A 22,150-nucleotide genomic window follows, 5' to 3' on the forward strand; every position below is an offset into this window, starting at 1 on the left:
GCGCACCACCGGGTGGCAGTGCGCGGGTGGTGCCTCGCGACAGGGAGATCAAGGCGTGGGCTGGACCGCGGGGATGGCGCCGACGATCCGGGCGACCTCACGCATCAGGTCCACGACGCGCGGCCCCCAGCGACTCGCGATGTCCTCGTCGAGGACGTAGACGTGACCGTCCCGGACTGCGGTGAGCTCGTCCCATCCGGCACGCTGCGCGACGACCTCGGGCGTGACACCGCAGCACTGTCCGTCGGCCAGGAAGATCACGTCGGGGTTCTGTTCGAGGACGTACTCGGCGGACAGCTGCGGGTAGCCGTTGCCGCCGGTCGCGATCGAGGTCAGACCCAGCATCGAGAAGATCTCGCCGATGTAGGTGTCGTCGGTGACGGTGTAGAAGGTGTTGTCGAGCTCGTGGTAGTAGGTCAGCGGGGTCTCCCGTGTGGGGAGTCCGGCGAGAATCTCGTCGATGTCCGTCTTCATCTGCGCGACGACCTCGGCGGCATCACCGACGTGCCCGGTCACGGCTCCGAGCTGTTCGATCTGGGCGTAGGTGTCGTCCAGGTTCTCGGCCGCGGGAAGGATCAGCGTCTCGACGCCGGCCTGTTCGAGCCCCGCGACGAGATCGGCGGTGTCGGCGTTGGCGACGACGAGGTCGGGTTCGTATCCGAGGATCGCCTCGACGTTGGGGGTGTACCCCGACAGGTCGGTGACCGGCGCGTCGGTCGGGTAATCGGACCGGTCGTCGACCGCGACGACCTGATCACCGGCACCGACGGCGTAGAGCATCTCCGTGCTGGTGGGGCTCAACGACACGATGGCCTGGGGGACGTCCGCGGAGGTGGTGTCGGTGTCACCGGACGGTGACGAATCGTCGCTGCTCGAGCATCCTGCGGCGAGGAGCGCGAAGGCGGTCAGTCCGGCGGCGAGCAGCCGCCGGTGATTGTCGAGGGGCACAGCCATCCTCCGTTGTTCGGAGGACGAAAACAGTACGGCTGCAACGGTGCGGTTGCGGCACGTCACCGTCCTTCGTCCGAGGACCAGTACGTACGGACCCTCCGCGCCGGCTGACCTGGCTCACCCGGAAGTCGGGCTCACAGTTGCGGGACAGCGCCGGATTCTCACCGGCTTCACCGAAAACGCAGCGGGTGCCCTACCGGATCGGCAGGACACCCGCAGCGTAGCTCACGGCGTCCCAGGTCAGGACAGCGCCTGCTGGAGATCCTCGAGCAGGTCCTCGGGATCCTCGAGGCCCACGGACAGTCGCACCACACCGTCGGACAGACCGATCGCGGCCCGGCCCTCCGGTCCCATCGCCCGGTGGGTGGTGGTCGCCGGGTGGGTGATGAGCGACTTGGAGTCGCCGAGATTGTTGGAGATGTCGACGATGCGCAGCTTGTTCAGCAGTTCGAAGGCACGCTTCTTGCCCTCGCCCTCGGGGGCGTCGAGCTCGAACGTGATGATCGTGCCGCCGCCGCTCATCTGCGACTTCGCGAGTTCGTACTGGGGGTGCGATTCGAGGTACGGGTACTTGACCCAGCGCACGGCATCCTGCGTTTCGAGGAACTGCGCGATGCGCAGCGCCGAATCGACGGAGGCGCGCAACCGCACCGGCATGGTCTCGAGGCCCTTGAGCAGCGTCCACGCGTTGAACGGGCTCAACGACGGCCCGGTGTGGCGGATGAGCTGCTGCACGGGCCCGTCGATGTAGTCCTCGGGACCGAGGATCGCTCCGCCGAGCACGCGGCCTTGGCCGTCGATGTGCTTGGTGCCCGAGTAGACGACGATGTCGGCACCGAGATCGATGCTGCGCTGCAGCAGCGGGGTGGCGAAGACGTTGTCCAGCACCACCTTCGCGCCCGCCGCGTGCGCCATCTCGGAGACGCGTCGCACGTCGACGAGGGTCTGCATCGGGTTCGACGGGGTCTCGAAGAAGACCGCCGTGGTGGGCACCGACAGCGCCTTCTCCCACTGGTCGAGGTCCTCGCCGTCGACGAACACCGTCTCGACACCCCAGCGAGGCAGGATCTCGTTGCACACGACGAAGCACGAACCGAAGAGGCTGCGTGCCGCGACGAGGCGGTCACCCTTGCCGAGCAGCGCGGCGAGCGCGGTGAACACCGCGGACATGCCGGACGCGGTGGCGTAGGCGCCCTCGGCACCGTCGAGCAGGCGCAGGCGCTCCTCGAACATCTTCACCGTGGGGTTGCCGTAGCGGGAGTAGACGAAGTGGTCGACGTCGCCGGTGAACGCGGCTTCGGCGGCCTCCGCGGACTCGTAGACGAACCCGGAGTTGAGGTAGAGCGCCTCGGAGGTCTCCTCGAAGCCGGATCGGAGCAGGCCGCCGCGCACGCCGAGCGTGGCGGGGCGAACGGTGGCGGGCAGCGCCTTGTCGAACGCGCCGCCCTGGGGGATGGAACTCACGACTGCCTCCACGGCAGGCCCGCAGCCCGCCAGCCCTCGGCACCGCGATGGCCTTCACCGTCGAGAGCGCCTTCGAATCCTTCGAGAAGGTTGTAGGCGGGGGTCAGGCCCGCAGCGGTGGCGGCCGTGGCCGCTCCGATGGAGCGCTGCCCCGAGCGACACAGGAAGATCACCGGTCCGCCGCCGATACCCGCCGCTCTCAGGTCCTCGACGAAGGTCGGGTTGGGTGCGCCGTCGGGGTAACGAACCCACTCGACGAACACGGTCCGGCGACCGAGCGACGAGGTCTCGGGGACCCCGACGTATTTCCACTCGGCTTCGGTACGCACATCGACGAGCACGGCATCCGGATCACCTTGCAGCAGGTCCCATGCCTGCTGCGGCGTTATATCACCTGCGTAGCTCACCCGGATATGTTTTCACAGGTCGGACTGTGACGTACACGCGGGCACCGCTTCGTATACGCACGGCGACGCGTCAGAACCGGCAGATCCGCCATACGTCGTCGACGCGGACGACCTGCCACGTCTCGGTCTGTGTCTCCCCGTCGAGGCCGGTCCGGACGTCGACGGTGGCCCGATCGCCGTCCACGGAGACGTTCTGTGTGGCCTGCAGTTCCACCCGTCCCTCGACGTCCGCGAGCGGCGCTTCCTCGGCGGGCAGATCGCTGCAGCGCAGCCGGTCGAGGATCGGTCCGTCGTTCTCGTTGTGCGCGGAGACGTAGTCGGTGACCGCGCGGCGCACCATCTCGTCCTCGGTGAGGTCGTCGCCCGCCGGGGAGAAGAGCTGTGCGCCGAAGACGACGAGGACGAGAACCACCAGCACCGCGAGGGCTCCGAGGAAAGGCCCTATGCTGCTACCGGTGGGACCGTCGGGATCCGGGCCGGGATCGGGTTCGGGTTCGGGGGCTCCGCGCTTGGCCATGCGCCCGATCCTAGTGGGCGCGAGGTCGCGACCCGTCACGGCCGCATTTGCCCTAAAAACCCTCTCGAGGTAGGAATTGTCGCATGGCCACCACGCAGCTCGTTCGACGCCTCGCCGTCGACCTGTGTCGTATGGGTGCCCACATGTGTTGTCGCTGAAGCGATTCGCTCGACGGCTCGATGTCTTCTCCTTCGCCGTCATCCCCGCGCGACCTGCGCCGAGCCCACTGAGGGCAGCCTTAATTTAAGCTGGATATGTCCGTCCGCACACCGAAGAGGTAGTTGATCCCCTGATGACCGATCAGACTCGTCCCCTTCGCGTCGCGATCGTGGGTGCCGGCCCTGCCGGTATCTACGCCGCCGACGCACTCATGAAGTCCGACACTGCGCAGGATCCCGGGGTCAGCATCGACCTGTTCGAGCGCATGCCGGCGCCGTTCGGTCTGATCCGCTACGGTGTCGCGCCCGACCACCCGCGCATCAAGGGCATCATCACGGCCCTGCACAAGGTGCTCGACAAGCCGCAGATCCGCCTGCTCGGCAATCTCGACTACGGCAGCGACTTCAACCTCGACGACCTGCAGCGTTTCTACGATGCGGTGATCTTCTCGACCGGCGCGAACGCGGACCGCGCGCTGAACATCCCCGGTATCGATCTCGACGGCAGCTACGGCGCCGCCGACTTCGTGTCCTGGTACGACGGTCACCCCGACGTGCCGCGCACCTGGCCGCTCGAGGCGGAGAAGGTCGCCGTCCTCGGTGTCGGCAACGTCGCGCTCGACGTCGCCCGCGTGCTCGCCAAGACCGGCGACGAACTCCTGCCGACGGAGATCCCGCCGAACGTCTACGAGGGCCTGAAGAACAACAAGGCCGTCGAGGTGCACGTCTTCGGTCGCCGTGGTCCGGCGCAGGCCAAGTTCACGCCGCTCGAGCTGCGCGAACTCGACCACTCCCCGACCATCGAGGTCATCGTCGATCCCGAGGACATCGACTACGACGAAGGCTCCGAGCAGGCGCGTCGTAACTCGAAGCAGGTCGACATGGTCGCCAACACCCTGCAGGACTGGGCGATCCGCGATGTGGGCAACCGCCCGCACAAGCTGTTCCTGCACTTCTTCGAGTCCCCGCACGAGATCCTCGGCGAGGACGGCAAGGTCGTCGGTCTGCGCACCGAGCGCACCGAGCTCGACGGCACCGGCAACGTACGCGGCACCGGCAAGTTCAACGACTGGGAGGTCCAGGCCGTCTACCGCGCGGTCGGCTACCTGTCGCAGAACATCGCCAAGCTGCCCTTCGACGAGCAGGCCGGCACCGTGCCGAACGAGGCCGGACGTGTTCTCGCCGACGAGAACGCCGAGGGTCACGACCGGTTCATGCCGTACACCTACGTCACCGGCTGGATCAAGCGCGGCCCCGTCGGCCTGATCGGCCACACCAAGGGCGACGCGAACGAGACCGTCGCGAACCTGCTCGAGGACCGGGCCGCCGGCCGTCTGAACACCCCCGAGGATCCGTCCGAGGACGCGATCGTGAAGTTCCTCGAGGACAAGCAGCTGCCGTACACCACCTGGCAGGGCTGGTACCGCCTCGATGCGCACGAGCGCAGCCTCGGTGAGGCCGAGGGCCGCGAGCGCGTGAAGGTCGTCGAGCGCGAGGACATGTTCCGCGCCAGCGAGCCGCACAAGGCGTGACAGCCGCCTGAGCTGCACGAACGAGGAGGGACCCATCCGCACACGGATGGGTCCCTCTCGCTTTCCGGGTGTGCTCAGGTGAGCAGGACGGCGCCCAGCCATACCGACGCTGCGACGAGCCCGCCGAACAGTTCGACGAGGATCGACAACGCGACCGCCTTGGTCGCCGCGACCGTCGAGACCCACGCGTCGCGGTGGGTGCGGTGCCGCTGCACCTCCGACAGGTACATGCCGAGCAGGAAGCCCAGGAACAGCCCGACGACGGGGATGACGAAGAAGCCGACGATGCCGAGCAGACCGGCCAGGATGAGCGACCGGTTCGGCACCCCGGCCTGTTGCAGTCGCTTGCCGGGCCAGGTGTACTTCACGATGCCGGTGACCAGCAGCGCCACCGTCGCGACGCCCAGCACGATCCATGCGGTGGTGCCTCCCGTGAGGAACGCCCACACGGCGATCGCACCGAAGATCAGCAGGACGCCGGGCAGGATCGGCAGCACGATCCCGAGCAGTCCGACGAGGATCGCCAGCCCGACGAGCAGTTCGCCGCCGGCACTCACGGCGCCACCGGGCGGGCCGAGCGGGCGGAAGACGGCGGAGTACCGGGACGCGGTGGCAGCATGGTGGGACTATATGTGCCACCGGTCCACGCCCCCGGGAGGACGCGATGAGCAGTACCAGGCCTCACAGCAGCCCGAAGAGTGCATCGGACGCCGCTTCCGCCGCGGTGCGCGGCGACGTCCGGTACTTCACGACGCCCGGTGTCGATCCTGCCGAGACGGTGGAGTGGCAGCGACGCGACGCGCGGATCGTCCATCACGGCACCGGCCGTGTCGTCTTCGAGCAGACGGATGTGGAGTTCCCCGCCTTCTGGTCGCAGAACGCCACCGACATCGTCACGCAGAAGTACTTCCGCGGGCAGCTCGGGCACCCCGATCGTGAACACTCGCTGCGCGACGTGATCGCGCGGATCGTCGACACGATCACCGCGTGGGGGCACACCGACGGCCACCTCGACGCCCCGGAGGCATTCGCCGCCGAACTGACCTACCTGCTGATCCACCAGCGGGCCTCGTTCAACAGTCCCGTCTGGTTCAACATCGGCGTGCCGAACACTCCACAACAGGCCAGCGCGTGTTTCATCCTGTCGGTCGACGACAGCATCGATTCGATCCTCGAGTGGTACCGGCAGGAAGCGGTCATCTTCAAGGGTGGGTCGGGCGCGGGGGTGAACCTCTCCCGGATCCGTTCGTCGGCCGAACCGCTCACCGGCGGCGGAAGCGCGTCGGGGCCGGTCAGCTTCATGCGCGGCGCCGACGCCTCGGCCGGGACCATCAAGTCCGGCGGCAAGACCCGGCGGGCCGCGAAGATGGTGATCCTCGACGTCGACCATCCCGACATCGAGGAGTTCGTCGACTGCAAGGCGATCGAGGAACGCAAGGCACGGGTGCTCGCCGAGGCCGGTTTCGACATGGGTCTCGACGGCAGCGACATCCATTCGGTGCAGTACCAGAACGCGAACAACTCGGTGCGCGTGACCGACGAGTTCATGCATGCGGTCGTGGCCGACGCCGAGTGGCCGCTGCGTGCGGTGACGACCGGCGAGACGGTCCGGACGGTCCGCGCGCGAGAGCTGTTGCAGCGCATCGCTGCCGCCACCTGGGAGTGCGCCGACCCGGGTATCCAGTACGACACGACGATCAACGCCTGGCACACCGCCTCGGCGACCGGCCGGATCAACGCGTCGAATCCCTGCTCGGAGTATATGCATCTCGACGATTCGGCCTGCAACCTCGCGAGCCTGAACCTGCTCACCTTCCTACGCGAGGACGGCACCTTCGACGTCGACGGTTTCCGTCATGCCGTGGCGGTGATGCTCACCGCGCAGGAGATCCTCGTCGGCCGCGCCGACTACCCCACCGAGAAGATCGGTGAGACGTCGCGGCGGTTCCGGCAGCTCGGGCTCGGTTACGCCAATCTCGGTGCGCTGCTCATGGCTTCGGGTCTGCCCTACGACAGCGAGGCCGGTCGCGCGACGGCCGCGGCGATCACCGCTCTGATGACCGGCCACGCCTATGCCGTGTCGGCGGACATGGCACGGCGCCTCGGGCCGTTCGACGGGTTCGACGAGAACCGCGCGCCGATGCTCGACGTGCTGGGCAAGCACCGTGGTGCGCTCGACGACATCGACGCCGATCTCGCACCCGCCGAGGTGCTCGACGCGGCACGACAGGCGTGGGATCGCGCGGTGGCCGACGGCACCGCCCACGGTGTGCGCAACAGCCAGGTCAGCGTGCTCGCGCCGACCGGCACGATCGGGCTCGCGATGGACTGCGACACCACCGGGATCGAACCGGACCTGGCGTTGGTGAAGACCAAGAAGCTCGTCGGCGGTGGCAGCCTCACGATCGTCAATCGCAGTGTGCCGCGCGCACTGTCGCGTCTGGGTTACAGCCCGTCGGAGGTCGCCGACATCGTGGCGCACCTCGATCTGCACCACGATCTCACCGGTGCACCGCACGTGCGCGACGAGCACGCACCGGTGTTCGCGACCTCCATGGGCGACAACGTCATCTCGCCGCGCGGTCACGTCGGGATGATGGCCGCGGTGCAACCGTTCCTGTCGGGTGCGATCTCGAAGACGGTGAACCTGCCCGAGTCCGCGACCGTCGACGACATCGCCGACATGTACGTCGACGCATGGCGCCTGGGGGTGAAGGCCCTCGCGATCTACCGCGACAACTGCAAACTGGGACAACCGTTGTCGACATCGTCGCGCCCTGCCGTCGCAGAAGCGGCGGTCCCGTCCGCGGCGCCTCGTCGCGAACGGCTCCCGCGTACCCGCAACTCGCGGACGTTCGAGTTCCGGGTGGCCGACTGCAAGGGCTTCGTCACGATCGGCGAGTACGACGACGGGCGTCCGGGCGAGATGTTCCTGCGCGTGTCCAAGCAGGGTTCGACCTTGGCCGGCATCATGGACGCCTTCTCGATGTCGGTCAGTTACGGTCTGCAGTACGGGGTTCCGTTGCGCACCTTCGTCCGGGCCTTCACGAGTACGCGTTTCGAACCTGCCGGGATCACCGACGATCCGGATCTGCGGATCGCCACGTCGATCCTCGACTACATCTTCCGGCGACTGGCGGTCGACTATCTCGAACCCGACGAGCGCGCCGAACTCGGCATCCTCACCGTCGCCGAGCGTTCGGTGCCCGACACCCCCACGCTCACGCCGTACACGAGCACGCCGCCGATGCGCGAGCCCGATCCGCCGGCGACCGCCCCGCGCGGCACACACAGCGAGAGCACATCCTCCCCGGGTGGGCTCGCCGCTCCGTCGCCGTCGAATCCGGACGCGCCGTATTGCATGCAGTGCGGGGTGAAGATGCAGCGGGCCGGGTCGTGCCACGCCTGTCCGTCCTGTGGGAACACCAGCGGCTGCAGCTGAGGTGATGCGTCCATACTGGCGCGATGGTCCTGGGAATCGACACCGAACTGACACTGACGGCCGCGGGTGCGGTCTTCCTCCTCGCACTCGCTCTCGGCGTGTGGAAGTACCGGCAGATGGCGACCTCCGACGACCACCTCGCGCACCCGTACGTCGACATCGCCCACCGCTCCGCCCTGATGTACTCCTTCGCGACGCTGCTGGTCGCGGTGTTCGTCGAGCTCAGCGCGTGGCCCACCGCGGTGAACCTCGCGGCGGCCGCGGTGATCGTGATGTTCTTCGTCGGCGCGATCGCGAGCTATGTCGTGCACGGCGCGCTGCGCGATACCACCAACCAGTTCGCGCATCCGGTGCGCGGGACGGGCCTGGCGATGGCCGCGCTGATCGTCGGCGAGATGGGTGGCTTCGCGGTGCTGTTCGCAGGCTTCCTGTGGGGCGCCTTCGCGAGCTGAGGCCGCGTCAGGTGCGGTGTTCGAGCAACGACAGGACGTTGCCGTGCGGGTCTCGGAACCACGCGACCCGCATGCCGTCGGGCGCGGTCCACGCGTCGTGGTCGTCCTGGTCCATGCCGTTGTAGCGGATGAACTCCACGCCGTGCTCGCGCAGTCGTTCGACGGTGCCGTCCAGATCGGATACCCGCCAGCCCAGCACGGTGTAGCCGGTCTCCTCGCGCGACTGCACGAGGGTCACCCGGACCGGTGCGCCGTCGCCTCCGTCGAGGACGAGCGCGAACGGGTCGCGGGAGAGCTTCCGGAAGCGCAGGGTGTCGACGTAGAACGTCTCCGAGACGTCGAGGTCGGTGCTCGGGATGAAACTCACGAGTTGGCCGGTGATCGTCATATGTCCACTGTGCGCCGGAGCGCCCGAGCGCGACAGCGGATTCGGCGGATTCACGCCCCCACCTCCGCGATCCGGCGACTAGGCTCTCGATCATGAGCACCTCGGAGATCGCCACGGTCCTGGCCTGGCACGACGCCGTGAACAGCAACGACATCGACACGCTCGTGCAGTTGTCGAGCGACGACATCGTGCTGCCCACCCCCGACGACGATCCCGACCAAGGACTCGACGAGCTGCGCGAGTGGGCGACGACGGCGGGCGTCACGCTGCAGCCGGGCCGCATGTTCGTCCACCGGGGCGTCGTGGTGGTCGAGGAGACGGCGACGTGGGCGTCCGATCCGGGTCCCCGTGAGGAGGCGATCGCCTTCCGGGTGGTCGACGACCAGGTGGTCACCGTCGTCCGGCACACCGATCTCGCGGAGGCCTTCGAGGCGACCGGACTGAGTGAAGCAGATCTGTACGAGGAGTGATCCGTTCCGCGTGACCGGAACCATATTCTGAACGCTCGCTAAGGTACTCTCCGTTGCGACAGTCCCTACGTATCGGAGTGAGGTTCGTCGAGTGTCCGCTGAAGCTGTTGAGAAGAAGGGTCCGCTCGCGGGTATCCGCGTCGTCGAGTTCAAGGGCCTCGGTCCCGGCCCGCACGCCGCGACCCTGCTCGCCGATCTCGGCGCCGATGTCGTCATCGTGCAGCGCCCCGGCGAGATCCCGCAGGAGGGACAGCGCGATCCGATTCAGCGCAACCGTCGCATCGTCGAGGCCAACCTCAAGGATCCCGCCGACATCGAGAAGGTCCTGACCCTGCTCGAGCGCGCCGACGTCCTCATCGAGGGCTTCCGCCCCGGCGTCACCGAACGGCTCGGCCTCGGACCGGACGTGGTCCTCGAGCGCAACCCGCGCATCGTCTACGGCCGCATGACCGGCTGGGGCCAGGAGGGCCCGCTCGCCAACGCGGCCGGCCACGACATCAACTACATCTCCCTCACCGGCGTCCTGCACGCCATCGGCCGCCAGGGCGAGCGTCCGGTGCCGCCGCTGAACATGGTCGGCGACTTCGGTGGCGGTTCGATGTTCCTCGTGTTCGGCATCCTGTCCGCCCTCGTCGAGCGTCAGACCTCCGGCAAGGGTCAGGTCGTCGACGCGGCGATGGTCGACGGCGCGCTCGCCCTGTCGCACATGATGTGGGCGTTCCGCGGTCGCGGCGCGTGGTCGGACGAGCGCGGCGTCAACATGCTCGACACCGGCGCACCGTTCTACGAGGTCTACGAGACCAAGGACGGCAAGTACATGGCCGTCGGTTCCATCGAGCCGCAGTTCTACGCGCTGCTGCTGCAGGGCCTCGAGCTCGATCCGGCCGACCTGCCGCACCAGCTCGACACCTCGCGCTGGGCGGAGATGAAGAAGATCTTCACCGAGAAGTTCCTGTCGAAGACCCGCGACGAGTGGACCGAGATCTTCCTCGGCACCGACGCCTGCGTCTCCCCGGTCCTCACCTGGGCCGAGGCGGAGAAGAACGAGCATCTCGTCGCCCGCGGATCGCTGATCGAGATCGACGGCGTCGTGCAGCACGCACCGGCTCCGCGCTTCTCCCGCACCCCCGCCGGTGAGCCGGTCGGACCGGCGGCCGAGGCCACCGACATCGACACCCTCTGGGTCTGATCGCCCGGTCCGGGCCCGGGATCGTAACGGTGTTCTACCGATACGGTTCCGGGCCCGTCCCATCAGCGGGAAAGCCACCGGGCGCACCCTGATCGGTGTGCTATCAACACCGTCATGAGTGATGGGGTGGGAGCCGCGATCCATCGATCGGCGGCCACGGCACGAGCACGAGCACGCACCGCGGTCCCGGGCCGCGTCCCGGAGGTGCTCGACGTCCGCAGCAAGGACGGCACCCGCATCCACACCGAGGCGTACGGGCCCGCCGACGCCCCGACGATCGTCCTGGCGCACGGCATCCTGTGCGAACTCGGTTTCTGGCGCAACCAGATTCGCGACCTGTGCGACGACTACCGGGTGGTCGCCTTCGATCACCGCGGTCACGGACGCAGCCAGGCCGCCCCTGCCCGGGCGTACACGATGGACCATCTCGCCGACGATCTCCACGCCGTGCTGGGCGCGGCCGCACCCGACGGCCGACCCGTCGTGGTCGCCGGGCACTCCATGGGCGGCATCGCCGTGATGGCCTGGGCCGAACGGTATCCGCGCGACGTCGACGCACGGGTGTCGGCCGTGGGCCTGGTGAACACCACACCGGGCGAGATCTTCGACAACGTGCAGTTCCTGCGCGGACCACAGAGCCTGACGACGGTGCGGCGCCGCGTCGCCCAGACCGTCGTTCCGCTGGCGCGGATGCCGCTCCCCCAGCGGATGCCGTTGCGCAAGCACCTGCTCTCCCGCGTCGCCGTCGGGACGGGGGCGGCCGCGACGATCACCGCGGACGTCGACCGCATGCTCGGCCGCACCTCGGCACGAGGTCGCGGCGGTTACGGGCGGCTGCTGGTGAACATGATCGACACCGTCGATCCCTCCGCGATCACCGCGCCCACCCTGGTGATCGCGGGCAGCCACGACCGGATCTCACCGCCGGGCCGATCCGAGTGGATCGCCGAGCGCCTGCCGAACCTGCTCGAACTGCGCACCTTCGACAGCGGGCACTGCGGCCCCCTGGAACGACCCGGAGAGGTGTCGGCGGCGCTGCGCGAGCTGATCGAGACGTCCTGAGAGGCAGGATCAGACGACGAGCCGCGCCTCGTCGGGCGTGCGCCCGGAGGCCACCTGGTCGTAGGCGGCTGCCATGGCCTCGACGGCATCGTCGAGGACCTCGACGTCCTGCGTGTACGGCAGGCGCACGAAGTGCTCGAACGCGCCCTGCACACCGAAGCGCGGACCGGCGGAGAGCAGCACACCGTGGGACGGCGCGGCGGCAGCCAGCGAGGTCGACACCGGTTCGGGCATCCGCGCCCACAGCGACATCCCGCCCTGGCCCGGCGTGTACTCCCAGTCGGGCAGCCGGCAGTCCAGGGCGTCGCACAGCGCACGACGTCGTTCCCTCAACGCAGCGCGGCGACGTTCGAGCAGTTCGTCGACGTCGGAGAGCAGATGCGCGGCCGCGAGCTGTTCCATGACGGGCGTGCCCAGGTCGACCGCGGTCCGCGCTCCGGCCAGCCGGACGATCGTGTCGCGGTCGGCGCGGATCCACCCCACCCGCAGACCACCCCACAGCGACTTCGCCGTCGAGCCCACCGTCACCACCGACGCGCCGGCAGGCATGGCTGCGACGGGAGGCGGCGGCGGAGCATCGAGCCACAGATCGACCATCGACTCGTCGACGACGAGCGTGGTCCGCGTGTCGCGCATGATGCGGGCCAGTTCGGCGCGGCCGTCCTCGTCGAGGCACAGGCCCGTGGGGTTGTGGAAATCGGGAACCAGGAAGGCGGTGCGAGCGGCGGTCTGCCGGACGGCGCTGGCGACACCGTCGAGATCCCAGCCGCCGTGCGGACCGTTCTCCGGGCGCACCGGAACCGGCACCGGGCGCGCGCCGTACCGGCGGATCGCTTCGAGCGCATTGGGATAGGTGGGGTGGTCGACGACCACCCGGTCGCCGGGATCGTCGAGCACACCGAGCAGCAGACGCATCGCGTGCTGCGCGCCGGAGGTCACCATGATCTGGTCGGGCGAGGTGGGCAGTCCACGCTCGCGGTAGCGACGGGCGATGACTTCGCGCAGCACCAACACCCCGATCGGTTCCATGCCGTGCGAGTCGAGATAGGTCGACATCGACCGCAGCGCCGCCGCATACGCCGCCTCGATCTCCGCTGCCGGCGCGGGCAGCGAGGCATTGCTCAGATCGATCGCCGGACCGATCGGCATCCGGGACCCCGTGTTCTCGGAGTCCCGACGTGCAGGCACGGCGACCGTACTGCGGGCGCCCTGGCGGCTGCGCAGATAGCCCTCTTCCCGCAGCGCCGCATAGGCGGAGGCGACGGTGGTGCGGCTCACCGACAGCGCGGCGGCGAGTTCCCGCTCGCTGGGCAGGGCGACCCCGAGTGGGACGCGACCGTCGTGCACGAGCAGGCGGATGCTGTCCGCGAGCGCCCGGTAGGCAGGGCGGGGATCGGCGCGAGCGGAGCGACGGGAATGCGACTGTCCGGAATCCTGCCAGTTGCCGAGGTCGCGGACGAGCGAACCGGCTCCGATCGCTCGAGTGATCACCGATCCAGTATGCCCCGCGCCGCGCGGGCGGGATCAGGACGGTGGATCGAGCACCTGACGGAACAGGACCGTCCCTCGCGAGTCGAGCAACTCGACCCGCATCTGCTTCGTCGCGCCGTCGACGAACACCTCCCCGAAGTGCTGATATCCGTCCATCGGTGAGGTGTTCGCCGCCGGGGGCGCGTGCACGAAGACGGCCTCGGGACCGAACGTCCCGTCCAGTTCGTTGGGGCCGAAAGCACCGGCGTTGAGCGGTCCCGAGACGAACTCCCAGAACTCGTCGAAGTCGGTGAACGAGGCGCGGTCCGGCGAATAGTGATGCGCGGCCGTGTAGTGCACGTCGGCGGTCAACCACACCGTGCCGGTGATCCTGCGCGCCTTGACGGCCGACAGGACCTGCGCGATCTCCGATTCCCGACCCGAGGGAGCGCCGTTGTCCCCGTTCGCGATTCCTTCGAAGGCCGTGTCGCCGTCGGGTACCACCAGGCCGATCGGCAGGTCGGCGGCGATGATCTTCCAGGTGGCGGTCGAGCGGGTGAGTTCGTCGATGAGCCACCGCGTCTGCGCGCTGCCGAGCACCTGTCCCGCCGCGCCGACGTTGGTGCCGTTGGCGTCCTTGTAGGTCCGCATGTCGAGTACGAAGACGTCGAGCAGCGGTCCGTACCGCACGACCCGGTGGATACGTCCGTCGACGGCCTCCGCCGGATCGAGCGGGAGCCACTCGTGGAAGGCACGGAAAGCCCGTTCCGCCAGGACGTCCACGTTTTTCTCGGTGTACTGGTCGAGATCCAGGATCTCACCCGCGTACCAGTTGTTGACGGTCTCGTGGTCGTCCCACTGCACGATCTGTGCGACGGTGGAGTTGAACCTGCGGTAGTTCTCGTCCATGAGGTTGTAGGCGTACTGGCCGCGGTACTCGTCGAGGGTCTGCGCCACGGCGCTCTTGGGTTCGGTGACGACGTTGCGCCAGATCCGGCCGTCCGGCAGTTCGACGGTCTCCTTCAGCGGATTGTCGGCGTACACGACATCGCCGGAATGCACGAACAGGTGCGGGTCGCGACGGGCCATCGTGTCGAAGATCGTCATCCCACCGACGTCGGGGTTGATGCCGAAGCCCTGACCGGCAGTGTCGCCGGACCACTGCAGCCTGATGTCGCCGGGAGCGGTCGGGGCGGTGCGGAACAGACCCGTCACCGGCTCGGACGTGGCGCCGTCCTCGCCTTCGAGGACGACACGGTAGTGCACCTGCTCACCGGCCGGCAGTCCCGTCAGCCGCAGCCGGCCGGTTCCGTCGGTCTCGGGTGTGAGCAGTCCACCCACGTGCCGGACGGGATCGGTGAAGGATTCGGTGGCCGCCGTCTCCACGACGAGCCGAGCCGGTCGATCCGAGCGCGCCCACACGAGCGCCCCGTCGGCCCGCACGTCGCCGGTGGCCACACCGTGGGTGAGGATCGGCCGCTCACGGACCAGGCTCGGCGTTGCAACGGAACTTCCCGACGAGCACGCCGCCGCCGGAGCCGCGAGGGCTCCGAGCGCAACGGTGCGTAGCAGGGTTCGACGGGACACGTACATGGTTCTCCCCGGGGTCCGACGGACTGTGCGGGACGAGCGTGCACAGTCCGTGCGAACCGTCGGTGAACATGCAGTGAGGGATCGGTGCCCGTCCGACGACGAATCGGAGCGGGCCGGAAGCTACCCCGTCAGCGGATGACGTCGCGCCGGACGATCGTCTCGTCACGGCCCGGTCCGACACCGATGCAGGAGATGTAGGCGCCGGAGAGCTCCTCGAGACGCAGCACGTAGTTCTGCGCGTTCTTCGGCAGCTCCTCGAAGGTGCGGGCGTGGGTGATGTCCTCCCACCAGCCCGGCATCTCCTCGTAGATCGGCTTGGCGTGGTGCACGTCGGTCTGCGTCATCGGCATCTCGTCGATCCGCACACCGTCGACCTCGTAGCCGACGCAGATCGGCACGGTGTCGAGGCCCGACAGCACGTCGAGCTTGGTGAGGAAGTAGTCGGTGATGCCGTTGACGCGGGTCGCGTAGCGGGCGATGACGGCGTCGAACCATCCCGTACGGCGGGCGCGACCGGTGGTCACACCGACCTCACCACCCTGCTTGGCCAGGTAGGCGCCGTGGTCGTCGAACAGCTCGGTCGGGAACGGGCCGGAGCCGACGCGGGTGGTGTAGGCCTTGAGGATGCCCAGCACCGTCGAGATCTTCGCCGGGCCGATACCGGAACCGACAGCGGCGCCGCCGGCGGTGGGGTTGGACGACGTCACGTACGGATAGGTGCCGTGGTCGACGTCGAGCAGCGTGCCCTGCGAACCCTCGAGGAGGATCGTGTCGCCGCGCTCGAGCGCCTTGTTCAGTTCGAGGCGCGTATCGGTGATGCGGTGCTTGAAACCCTCGGCCTGGGTGAGGACCTCCTCGACCACCTGCTGCGGGTCGAGCGCCTTGCGGTTGTAGATCTTGACGAGCACCTGGTTCTTGAATTCCAGTGCGGCCTCGACCTTCTGGGTCAGGATCTTCTCGTCGAGCACATCGGCGACCCGCACGCCGACGCGGGCGATCTTGTCCTGGTAGCAGGGACCGATACCGCGTCCGGTGGTGCCGATCTTCTTCTTGCCGAGGAAGCGTTCGGTGACCTTGTCGATGGCCACGTGGTACGGCATGATCAGGTGCGCATCGGCCGAGAGCAGCAGACGGGACGTGTCGACGTCGCGCTTCTCGAGACCTTCGAGCTCGGTGAGCAGCACACCCGGATCCACCACGACACCGTTGCCGATGACGTTGTTGACGCCGGGCGTCAGGATTCCCGACGGGATCAGGTGCAGGGCGAACTTGTCGCCGTTGGGCAGCACGACCGTGTGACCGGCGTTGTTACCACCCTGGTAGCGCACGACCCACTGCAGACGTCCGCCGAGTAGATCGGTAGCTTTGCCCTTGCCCTCGTCGCCCCACTGGGCTCCGATCAGGACGATTGCCGGCATGTCGCGCTCTCCTCAGGCAGGTGTCTACGTGCGGGCGGTCTCGCCTGCAGGGTCCTGCCCAACCGGGCAGCAGCCGGGACCACAGTGTAGTCCACCCTCCGACAAGCGCGAATGACGGGACTGCAGAAGCGCCGGAGCTGCGGCGCGGTGCCGGGTCGCCGCCGCCCTCCCCCACCGGCTTCCCATTACAGTGGACGCAGCCGAGAGCCCGACGAACCCGACCCCTCGAGGAGACCCGTTGACCCCGGTAGTGCTCAGATGCGGTGACGTGCCATTGCCGTTGGCGCTGACCCCCGTGACCGCACTGTCTGCGCCTGCCCTCCCCGAGAAGGACGACTTCGAGGACGTCTTCGCGCATCTCGAGTCGGTGGAGGACCCTCGTCTGATCGTCGTGGGCGACGACGCCGCCTTCGCCGCGACCGTCACCCGCCTGATGCGCACCGAACGTCTCGACCTGGAGGTCGCGTACGTCCCGGAGAAGCGCACCCCCGCCACCGAGGCGTACGGGTTGCGGACGGGGTCGAAGGCCGCCACCGTCGCCCTCCAGGGGGTCGCGAAGCCGTTGCCGCTGATCCGCGACGACGCCGGTATCGCCCTCGTCGGCCGTGCACTGCTGTGCGGGGAGAACGGCGACGCGCTCGTCGGGGAGGCCTACGTCGACGACACCCGCCTGTTCTCCGGCACGGTGCCCGGCATCCGCGTCGAACCCACACCCGCGATGCCCGGTCTGCGGGCCGCGATCGACCGGCCGCGCTGGTTCGGCGGCTACAAGTGGCTGACGGGCCGGGCCATGCAATTGGGTTCCCCCGCCGCGGTCGTCACCCGCGACGGGGTCGCGAACCCCCGGGCTCTCAAGCGGTCGACCTTCTACCGGCACGACAAGAAGTGGAAGCTCGTCCGCTGAGACCCGTTTTCAGCCGACGTTGACCCCGTAGTCCCGCGCGATGCCCGCCAGGCCGGAGGCGTAGCCCTGGCCGATGGCGCGGAACTTCCACTCTCCACCGTGGCGGTACAGCTCACCGAAGACCATCGCGGTCTCGGTGGATGCATCCTCGGTGAGGTCGTAGCGGGCGAGTTCCCGGCCGTCGGCGCGGTCGACGACGCGGATGAACGCGTTGCGGACCTGACCGAACGACTGGCCCCGCGCGTCGGCGTCGTGGATCGACACCGGGAAGACGATCGACTTGACCTCCGCGGGAACGGCGACGAGGTCGACGTTCACGCTCTCGTCGTCGCCCTCGCCCTCACCCGTGAGGTTGTCGCCGGTGTGCTCGACGGAGCCGTCCGGCGAACGCAGGTTGTTGTAGAAGACGAAATGCTGGTCGGACAGGACCTTGCCGTTCTCGCTCGTCAGCAGTGCGCTAGCGTCGAGATCGAAGTCCGCGCCGGTCGTCGCGCGCACGTCCCAGCCGAGACCCACCGTCACCGCCGTCAGGTTCGGAGCCTCCTTCGACAGCGAAACGTTGCCGCCCTTGGCCAAGCTCACACCCATACCGAATCCTTTCGCTCGATGATCGTTGCCTACCGCCACCCTAGTGAAGACCGGACGAGTCGGGCAGGGACGTGTGAAGGCCGTCCCGCGGGGGTAGTCGCAGGGCACCGGACGATGGCCGGGGACGGCGTTCCCGGCCTTTCGGTGTGTACGGCGAATGTCGCGCGAGGGAGAAGAGGGGTCGGTTGTGGTGATTCGAGTCGCGTCGGTACCTGCGTCGCACGTCTACGTCCGGCACCTCGCCTGCCCGGAGGGCGACGACGTGATCCGGTTGACGGATCCGGTTCCCGCCGACGGCCGCAAGGTTCCCGGGGGCTGGTGGCCGCCGTTGATGCTCGAACCGGGCCGGGTGAGCGACCACCACGAGGAATTCGACGTCTTCCACATCCATTTCGGATTCGACGCGATCGGCGCGGAGCAGCTGCAGGACGTCGTTGCCGAACTCGCCGAGCACGACAAGCCTCTCGTGTACACGGTGCACGACCTGCGGACCCCGCACCATCCCACCCCCCGGTGAGCACCACAAGCAACTCGACGTGCTGATTCCGGCCGCGGACGAACTGATCACCCTCACGCCGGGCGCCGCCGAGCGGATCCGTCTGCGCTGGGGCCGGGAGGCGACGGTCCTGCCGCATCCGCACGTCGTCGAACAGCACTGGCTCGAGCGACCGCGTCGCGACGAGAGTCCGTTCGTCGTGGGGGTCCACGCGAAGAGCCTGCGCGCGAACATGGATCTGTTCCCGGTGCTCGACACGCTGGCCGAGACCGTGCGCTCGCTTCCCGATGCGGTGTTGCAGATCAACGTGCACGACGAGATCTTCGATCCCGACAATGCGTACTGGTACAACCCGGAAGCCGGTTCCCGCATCCTCCAGTACGGCGAGCAACCCCAGGTGGACGTGCGCGTGCATCCGTACTTCTCCGACGACGAACTGTGGCAGTACCTCTCGGACCTGTCGGTGTCGGTGCTGCCCTACCGTTTCGGAACCCATTCGGGTTGGCTCGAGGCGTGTTTCGACCTCGGCACCGCCGTGATCGCGCCGAGTTGCGGCTTCTACGGCGAGCAACGTCGGTGCGGTGTGTACACCTACGACGAGGACACCTTCGACGCCGACTCGCTCGATCGTTGCGTGCGAGAACTGTACGAGAGTAGAGATCTTCCGCGAGCCGACTGGTCGCAACGTATGGACGAACGTCGCGCGCTGGCCCGCGCCCATCGTGACATATACCTGCGCGCGATGAGCAGCCGGAGCGGATCATGACGCCGTTGCGCATCGCGCTCATCGCGTCGAACAGATATCCGATCCGCCAGCCCTTCGCCGGCGGACTCGAAGCGCACGTGTGGCATCTCGCCCACGCGCTCGGCAAGGACGGCCACGAGGTGACGCTCTTCGCCGCACCGGGATCCGATCCGGAACTTCCGGCCTCGTTCCTCGAGGTGCCGTCCTTCGAGGTCAGCGAACTCGCACGCAGCGACGTGTCGATGCCCCCGGCGAACGGCTTCCTCGGCGACCACCACGCCTACCTGTCGCTGATGCTCGATCTCGCCGGACCGTCCGCCGATGCTTTCGACGTCGTGCACAACCACAGCCTGCACTACCTGCCGATAGCGATGGCCCGCATGTTGCGCACCCCGTTGCTCTGCACGCTGCACACGCCGCCGACGCCGTGGCTCGAGTCGGCGATGGCGACTCCGGGTGGGTGCCCGGGCACGTTCGTCGCGGTCAGCCGGCACACCGCGACGGCCTGGGAACACGCCACGCCCGGTCCGGTGGCGGTCGTGCCCAACGGTGTCGATCTCGGAGCGTGGCCGGTCGGTTCGGGAGGTGAGGACCTGATCTGGTTCGGCCGCCTCGTGCCGGAGAAGGGCGCGCATCTCGCGATCGAGGCCGCGCGCCGGGCCGGTTACCGGCTGCGGATCGCGGGCCCGATCAGCAACCGCAGGTACTTCGCGGAGCACGTCGAACCGTTCCTCGGTCCCGACGTGATCTATCTCGGTCATCTCTCCCAGCCGGATCTCGCTGCCGCGGTGGGACGTTCGGCAGCAGCACTCATCACCCCGCAATGGGACGAACCGTACGGTCTCGTCGTCGCCGAGTCCCTCGCATGCGGGACACCCGTGGTGGCCTTCGCGCGCGGCGGCATCCCGGAGGTCGTCGACGAGAGCAGCGGATGCCTGGTCGCGCCGGACGACATCGACGGCCTGGCCGCGGCGATACCCCGCGCGGTCCGTCTGTCCCGTGCCTCCGCCCGAGCCCGCGCGGAGGAGCGTTGTTCGGAACGCACGATGGTCGATGCCTACGTCTCGCTGTATCGGGAACTCGCGGGAGCGGCATGATCGGCTACTACATCCATCATCACGGGCACGGACACCGCACCCGCGCGAGCAGCATCTGCGCGCATCTGCGGACGCCGGTGACGGCATTGTCGTCGGCGCCGCTCGGCACTGCCGCCGACGCCTTCGACGACGTCGTGCTGCTCCCCCGCGACGACCTCGCCGTCGACACCGCGCAGGACCCGACGGCCCACGACGTCCTCCACTGGGTTCCCACCCACGACGACGGTCTCCGCGAACGCATGCACGCACTGGGGTCGTGGATCGCCGCGACCCGCCCGAGCCTGCTGGTGGTGGACGTGTCGGTGGAGGTGACGCTCCTCGCCCGCTTGTACGGGATCCCCGTCGTGGTGCTCGCGATGCCGGGCGAGCGCACCGATACCGCCCACACGCTGGCCTACCGCGTCGCCGACCATCTCATCGCACCGTGGTCGCAGGACGTCTACGATCCGCACTGGCTGCGCTCGTACGCCACCTCGTACGTCGGCGGGATCAGCCGTTTCGACGGACGCCCGTCTCCCACCCGCACAGCCGGTGAGAAGCCGAGGGTCCTCGTCATGAGCGGCAGCGGCGGATCGTCGATCACCGTCGACGATCTGCACCGGTTCTCGTCGCGCTTCCCCCAGTACGAGTGGGAGGGTCTCGGTGTCGCGGGCGGCCCGTGGATCGACGATCCGTGGCCCGTCCTCACCGGAGCCGACGTCGTGATCGGGCATGCGGGCCAGAACACCGTCGCCGACATCGCGGCCGCCGCGCGACCTGCGGTCGTGATCGCCGAACCCCGTCCGTTCGACGAACAGCGTTCCACCGCAACGGCTCTGGAGAAGGCCGGACTGACGGTGGGTCTCGACGGGTGGCCCGACCCGAACCGCTGGCCCGAACTGATCGAGCGAGCACGCGGCCTCGGCCCCGTCGAATGGAAACGCTGGCAGGTCGACGGTGCCGCGGCACGTGCGGCGGCGATCCTGGACGAGCTGGCGGAGAGATCGTGACGGTCTCGGTCGTCACCGTCGCCGCGAGTCGCAGCACGCATCTGCGACGGCAACTCGACGGCCTCGCACGCAGCACCCGGACACCCGACGAGCACATCGTCGTCGCGATGGGTGATCCGCAGGTCGCAGAGGTCGTCGCTGCTGCGGGATCGTCGGCGCGGGTGGTGGAGATGGACGTCGACTCCTCGAAACTGCCGGTCGGAGAGGCGCGGAATCTGGGTGCGCGGACGGCGTCGTCGGATCTGCTCGTCTTCCTCGACGTCGACTGCATCCCCGCTCCCGACCTGATCGAACGATATGTCGAGGCGGCCGGCCGGCACCCGGCTGCGCTGCTCAGCGGTCCGGTCACCTATCTGTCCGAACCGGGTGCCGGCGGCTACGACCTCGACCGGCTCGGCGACTCGATCGATCCGCATCCGGCCCGTCCGTTCCCCTCCTCGGGTGAGATCGTGCTGGACGACAGGCACGAATTGTTCTGGTCGCTGTCGTTCGCGTCCCGGTCGCTCGTGTGGGACCGCATCGGCGGGTTCTGCACCGCCTACAGCGGATACGGCGGCGAGGACACCGATTTCGGGCAGAAGGCCGCGCGTGCCGGAGTGCCGATGGCCTGGGTCGGCGGCGCCCACGCCTTCCACCAGTACCACCCGGTATCGAACCCACCGGTCGAGCATCTCGACGACATCCTCACCAACGCCGCGCTGTTCCACCAACGTTGGGGCTGGTGGCCGATGCGGGGGTGGCTCGACGAGTTCGAGCGTCTCGGTCTCGCCGCTTTCGACACCCGGGAGCGGCGATGGGTACGCACTCGACCGTGAACT

Annotated in this window: 20 protein-coding genes, 1 pseudogene and 1 riboswitch; of the genes and pseudogenes, 11 read left to right on the forward strand and 10 right to left on the reverse strand. The window is 68.4% G+C overall.

Annotated features, from left to right (window positions below; translation table 11 throughout):
* Window positions 1-48 precede the first annotated feature (48 nt).
* The 4 genes from CKW34_RS19160 to CKW34_RS19175 form a co-directional block, all read right to left on the reverse strand.
* Entirely contained in the window at window positions 49-954 is a 906-nt protein-coding gene (locus CKW34_RS19160; protein WP_174479680.1) for an ABC transporter substrate-binding protein, read from the reverse strand.
* Window positions 955-1,035: 81 nt separating this feature from the next.
* Window positions 1,036-1,151: riboswitch (cobalamin riboswitch) on the reverse strand.
* 40 nt (window positions 1,152-1,191) lie between these two features.
* Window positions 1,192-2,415, reverse strand: a complete 1,224-nt coding sequence (locus CKW34_RS19165) for an O-succinylhomoserine sulfhydrylase (protein ID WP_059384569.1) — start codon at window positions 2,413-2,415, stop codon at window positions 1,192-1,194.
* Window positions 2,412-2,822 carry a rhodanese-like domain-containing protein gene (locus CKW34_RS19170; protein ID WP_059384523.1) on the reverse strand — a complete coding sequence of 137 codons (411 nt, stop codon included), beginning with the start codon at window positions 2,820-2,822 and terminating at the stop codon, window positions 2,412-2,414. The genes CKW34_RS19165 and CKW34_RS19170 overlap by 4 nt, the downstream gene beginning before the upstream one ends.
* A 70-nt stretch (window positions 2,823-2,892) precedes the next feature.
* The gene (locus CKW34_RS19175; protein ID WP_059384524.1) at window positions 2,893-3,339 is read right to left on the reverse strand and encodes an Rv0361 family membrane protein; all 447 of its coding nucleotides are present in this window, start codon (window positions 3,337-3,339) and stop codon (window positions 2,893-2,895) included.
* 292 nt (window positions 3,340-3,631) lie between these two features.
* Here CKW34_RS19175 and CKW34_RS19180 point away from each other — a divergent pair, with 292 nt between their 5' ends.
* Window positions 3,632-5,029 carry an FAD-dependent oxidoreductase gene (locus tag CKW34_RS19180; protein WP_059384525.1) on the forward strand — a complete coding sequence of 466 codons (1,398 nt, stop codon included), beginning with the start codon at window positions 3,632-3,634 and terminating at the stop codon, window positions 5,027-5,029.
* A 74-nt stretch (window positions 5,030-5,103) separates the two neighbouring features.
* Here the strand turns inward: CKW34_RS19180 and CKW34_RS19185 are convergent, their stop codons facing one another.
* Window positions 5,104-5,586 (reverse strand): DUF456 domain-containing protein, encoded by a 483-nt coding sequence (locus tag CKW34_RS19185; RefSeq protein WP_059384526.1) that lies wholly within the window; start codon window positions 5,584-5,586, stop codon window positions 5,104-5,106.
* Window positions 5,587-5,693: 107 nt separating this feature from the next.
* Here CKW34_RS19185 and CKW34_RS19190 point away from each other — a divergent pair, with 107 nt between their 5' ends.
* Together CKW34_RS19190 and CKW34_RS19195 are read left to right on the forward strand one after the other, a co-directional pair.
* Window positions 5,694-8,471, forward strand: coding sequence for a vitamin B12-dependent ribonucleotide reductase (locus CKW34_RS19190; RefSeq protein WP_167388364.1), 2,778 nt, complete (start codon window positions 5,694-5,696; stop codon window positions 8,469-8,471).
* Window positions 8,472-8,494: 23 nt separating this feature from the next.
* The gene (locus CKW34_RS19195) at window positions 8,495-8,923 is read left to right on the forward strand and encodes a hypothetical protein (protein ID WP_059384528.1); all 429 of its coding nucleotides are present in this window, start codon (window positions 8,495-8,497) and stop codon (window positions 8,921-8,923) included.
* A gap of 7 nt (window positions 8,924-8,930) precedes the next feature.
* Here CKW34_RS19195 and CKW34_RS19200 read toward each other — a convergent pair whose 3' ends face one another.
* The gene (locus CKW34_RS19200; RefSeq protein WP_059384529.1) at window positions 8,931-9,311 is read right to left on the reverse strand and encodes a VOC family protein; all 381 of its coding nucleotides are present in this window, start codon (window positions 9,309-9,311) and stop codon (window positions 8,931-8,933) included.
* 92 nt (window positions 9,312-9,403) lie between these two features.
* On the opposite strand from CKW34_RS19200, the gene CKW34_RS19205 reads away from it, so the two are divergent.
* The 3 genes from CKW34_RS19205 (at window position 9,404) to CKW34_RS19215 (ending at window position 12,032) form a co-directional block, all read left to right on the forward strand.
* The gene (locus tag CKW34_RS19205; protein ID WP_059384530.1) at window positions 9,404-9,781 is read left to right on the forward strand and encodes a nuclear transport factor 2 family protein; all 378 of its coding nucleotides are present in this window, start codon (window positions 9,404-9,406) and stop codon (window positions 9,779-9,781) included.
* A gap of 91 nt (window positions 9,782-9,872) precedes the next feature.
* Window positions 9,873-10,970 carry a CaiB/BaiF CoA transferase family protein gene (locus tag CKW34_RS19210; RefSeq protein WP_059384531.1) on the forward strand — a complete coding sequence of 366 codons (1,098 nt, stop codon included), beginning with the start codon at window positions 9,873-9,875 and terminating at the stop codon, window positions 10,968-10,970.
* Between the two features lie 114 nt (window positions 10,971-11,084).
* Window positions 11,085-12,032, forward strand: a complete 948-nt coding sequence (locus CKW34_RS19215) for an alpha/beta fold hydrolase (protein WP_095092052.1) — start codon at window positions 11,085-11,087, stop codon at window positions 12,030-12,032.
* Window positions 12,033-12,041: 9 nt separating this feature from the next.
* On the opposite strand, the gene yczR is transcribed toward CKW34_RS19215, so the two are convergent.
* The 3 genes from yczR to CKW34_RS19230 form a co-directional block, all read right to left on the reverse strand.
* On the reverse strand, window positions 12,042-13,523 hold the full coding sequence (gene yczR / locus CKW34_RS19220; protein WP_059384532.1) for a MocR-like transcription factor YczR: 1,482 nt from the start codon (window positions 13,521-13,523) through the stop codon (window positions 12,042-12,044).
* A 33-nt stretch (window positions 13,524-13,556) separates the two neighbouring features.
* A complete protein-coding gene (locus tag CKW34_RS19225; protein WP_059384533.1) occupies window positions 13,557-15,095 on the reverse strand; it encodes an alkaline phosphatase D family protein in 1,539 nt (512 codons plus the stop codon).
* A gap of 128 nt (window positions 15,096-15,223) precedes the next feature.
* On the reverse strand, window positions 15,224-16,513 hold the full coding sequence (locus CKW34_RS19230; RefSeq protein ID WP_059384534.1) for an adenylosuccinate synthase: 1,290 nt from the start codon (window positions 16,511-16,513) through the stop codon (window positions 15,224-15,226).
* A gap of 250 nt (window positions 16,514-16,763) precedes the next feature.
* Here CKW34_RS19230 and CKW34_RS19235 point away from each other — a divergent pair, with 250 nt between their 5' ends.
* The gene (locus tag CKW34_RS19235) at window positions 16,764-17,417 is read left to right on the forward strand and encodes a hypothetical protein (protein ID WP_059384535.1); all 654 of its coding nucleotides are present in this window, start codon (window positions 16,764-16,766) and stop codon (window positions 17,415-17,417) included.
* Window positions 17,418-17,426: 9 nt separating this feature from the next.
* On the opposite strand, the gene CKW34_RS19240 is transcribed toward CKW34_RS19235, so the two are convergent.
* A complete protein-coding gene (locus CKW34_RS19240; RefSeq protein WP_006552942.1) occupies window positions 17,427-18,005 on the reverse strand; it encodes a TerD family protein in 579 nt (192 codons plus the stop codon).
* 190 nt (window positions 18,006-18,195) lie between these two features.
* Between CKW34_RS19240 and CKW34_RS19245 the strand changes: the two are divergent.
* The 4 genes and pseudogenes from CKW34_RS19245 to CKW34_RS19260 all read left to right on the forward strand — a co-directional run bounded on the left by CKW34_RS19245 (window position 18,196) and on the right by CKW34_RS19260 (window position 22,147).
* Window positions 18,196-19,267: pseudogene (locus CKW34_RS19245) on the forward strand (glycosyltransferase family protein).
* Window positions 19,264-20,343 carry a glycosyltransferase family 4 protein gene (locus CKW34_RS19250; protein WP_059384536.1) on the forward strand — a complete coding sequence of 360 codons (1,080 nt, stop codon included), beginning with the start codon at window positions 19,264-19,266 and terminating at the stop codon, window positions 20,341-20,343. Before CKW34_RS19245 ends, CKW34_RS19250 begins: the two are co-directional and overlap by 4 nt.
* Window positions 20,340-21,332 carry a glycosyltransferase gene (locus tag CKW34_RS19255; protein WP_059384537.1) on the forward strand — a complete coding sequence of 331 codons (993 nt, stop codon included), beginning with the start codon at window positions 20,340-20,342 and terminating at the stop codon, window positions 21,330-21,332. Before CKW34_RS19250 ends, CKW34_RS19255 begins: the two co-directional genes overlap by 4 nt.
* Window positions 21,329-22,147 carry a glycosyltransferase family 2 protein gene (locus tag CKW34_RS19260; RefSeq protein WP_059384538.1) on the forward strand — a complete coding sequence of 273 codons (819 nt, stop codon included), beginning with the start codon at window positions 21,329-21,331 and terminating at the stop codon, window positions 22,145-22,147. Before CKW34_RS19255 ends, CKW34_RS19260 begins: the two co-directional genes overlap by 4 nt.
* The last annotated feature ends 3 nt before the right edge of the window (window positions 22,148-22,150 follow it).

Origin of the sequence: Rhodococcus rhodochrous (assembly GCF_900187265.1) — a bacterium.
GTDB classification, from domain to species: Bacteria; Actinomycetota; Actinomycetes; order Mycobacteriales; family Mycobacteriaceae; genus Rhodococcus; species Rhodococcus rhodochrous.

Bases quoted from the DNA above. Each gene is read 5' to 3' on its own strand.
- CKW34_RS19160 (WP_174479680.1), bottom strand. From the start codon at position 954: ATGGCTGTGCCCCTCGACAATCACCGGCGGCTGCTCGCCGCCGGACTG.
- CKW34_RS19175 (WP_059384524.1), bottom strand. From the start codon at position 3,339: ATGGCCAAGCGCGGAGCCCCCGAACCCGAACCCGATCCCGGCCCGGAT.
- CKW34_RS19205 (WP_059384530.1), top strand. From the start codon at position 9,404: ATGAGCACCTCGGAGATCGCCACGGTCCTGGCCTGGCACGACGCCGTG.
- CKW34_RS19240 (WP_006552942.1), bottom strand. From the start codon at position 18,005: ATGGGTGTGAGCTTGGCCAAGGGCGGCAACGTTTCGCTGTCGAAGGAG.
- CKW34_RS19230 (WP_059384534.1), bottom strand. From the start codon at position 16,513: ATGCCGGCAATCGTCCTGATCGGAGCCCAGTGGGGCGACGAGGGCAAG.
- CKW34_RS19215 (WP_095092052.1), top strand. From the start codon at position 11,085: ATGAGTGATGGGGTGGGAGCCGCGATCCATCGATCGGCGGCCACGGCA.
- CKW34_RS19225 (WP_059384533.1), bottom strand. From the start codon at position 15,095: ATGTACGTGTCCCGTCGAACCCTGCTACGCACCGTTGCGCTCGGAGCC.
- CKW34_RS19190 (WP_167388364.1), top strand. From the start codon at position 5,694: ATGAGCAGTACCAGGCCTCACAGCAGCCCGAAGAGTGCATCGGACGCC.
- CKW34_RS19255 (WP_059384537.1), top strand. From the start codon at position 20,340: ATGATCGGCTACTACATCCATCATCACGGGCACGGACACCGCACCCGC.
- CKW34_RS19180 (WP_059384525.1), top strand. From the start codon at position 3,632: ATGACCGATCAGACTCGTCCCCTTCGCGTCGCGATCGTGGGTGCCGGC.
- CKW34_RS19195 (WP_059384528.1), top strand. From the start codon at position 8,495: ATGGTCCTGGGAATCGACACCGAACTGACACTGACGGCCGCGGGTGCG.
- CKW34_RS19200 (WP_059384529.1), bottom strand. From the start codon at position 9,311: ATGACGATCACCGGCCAACTCGTGAGTTTCATCCCGAGCACCGACCTC.
- CKW34_RS19250 (WP_059384536.1), top strand. From the start codon at position 19,264: ATGACGCCGTTGCGCATCGCGCTCATCGCGTCGAACAGATATCCGATC.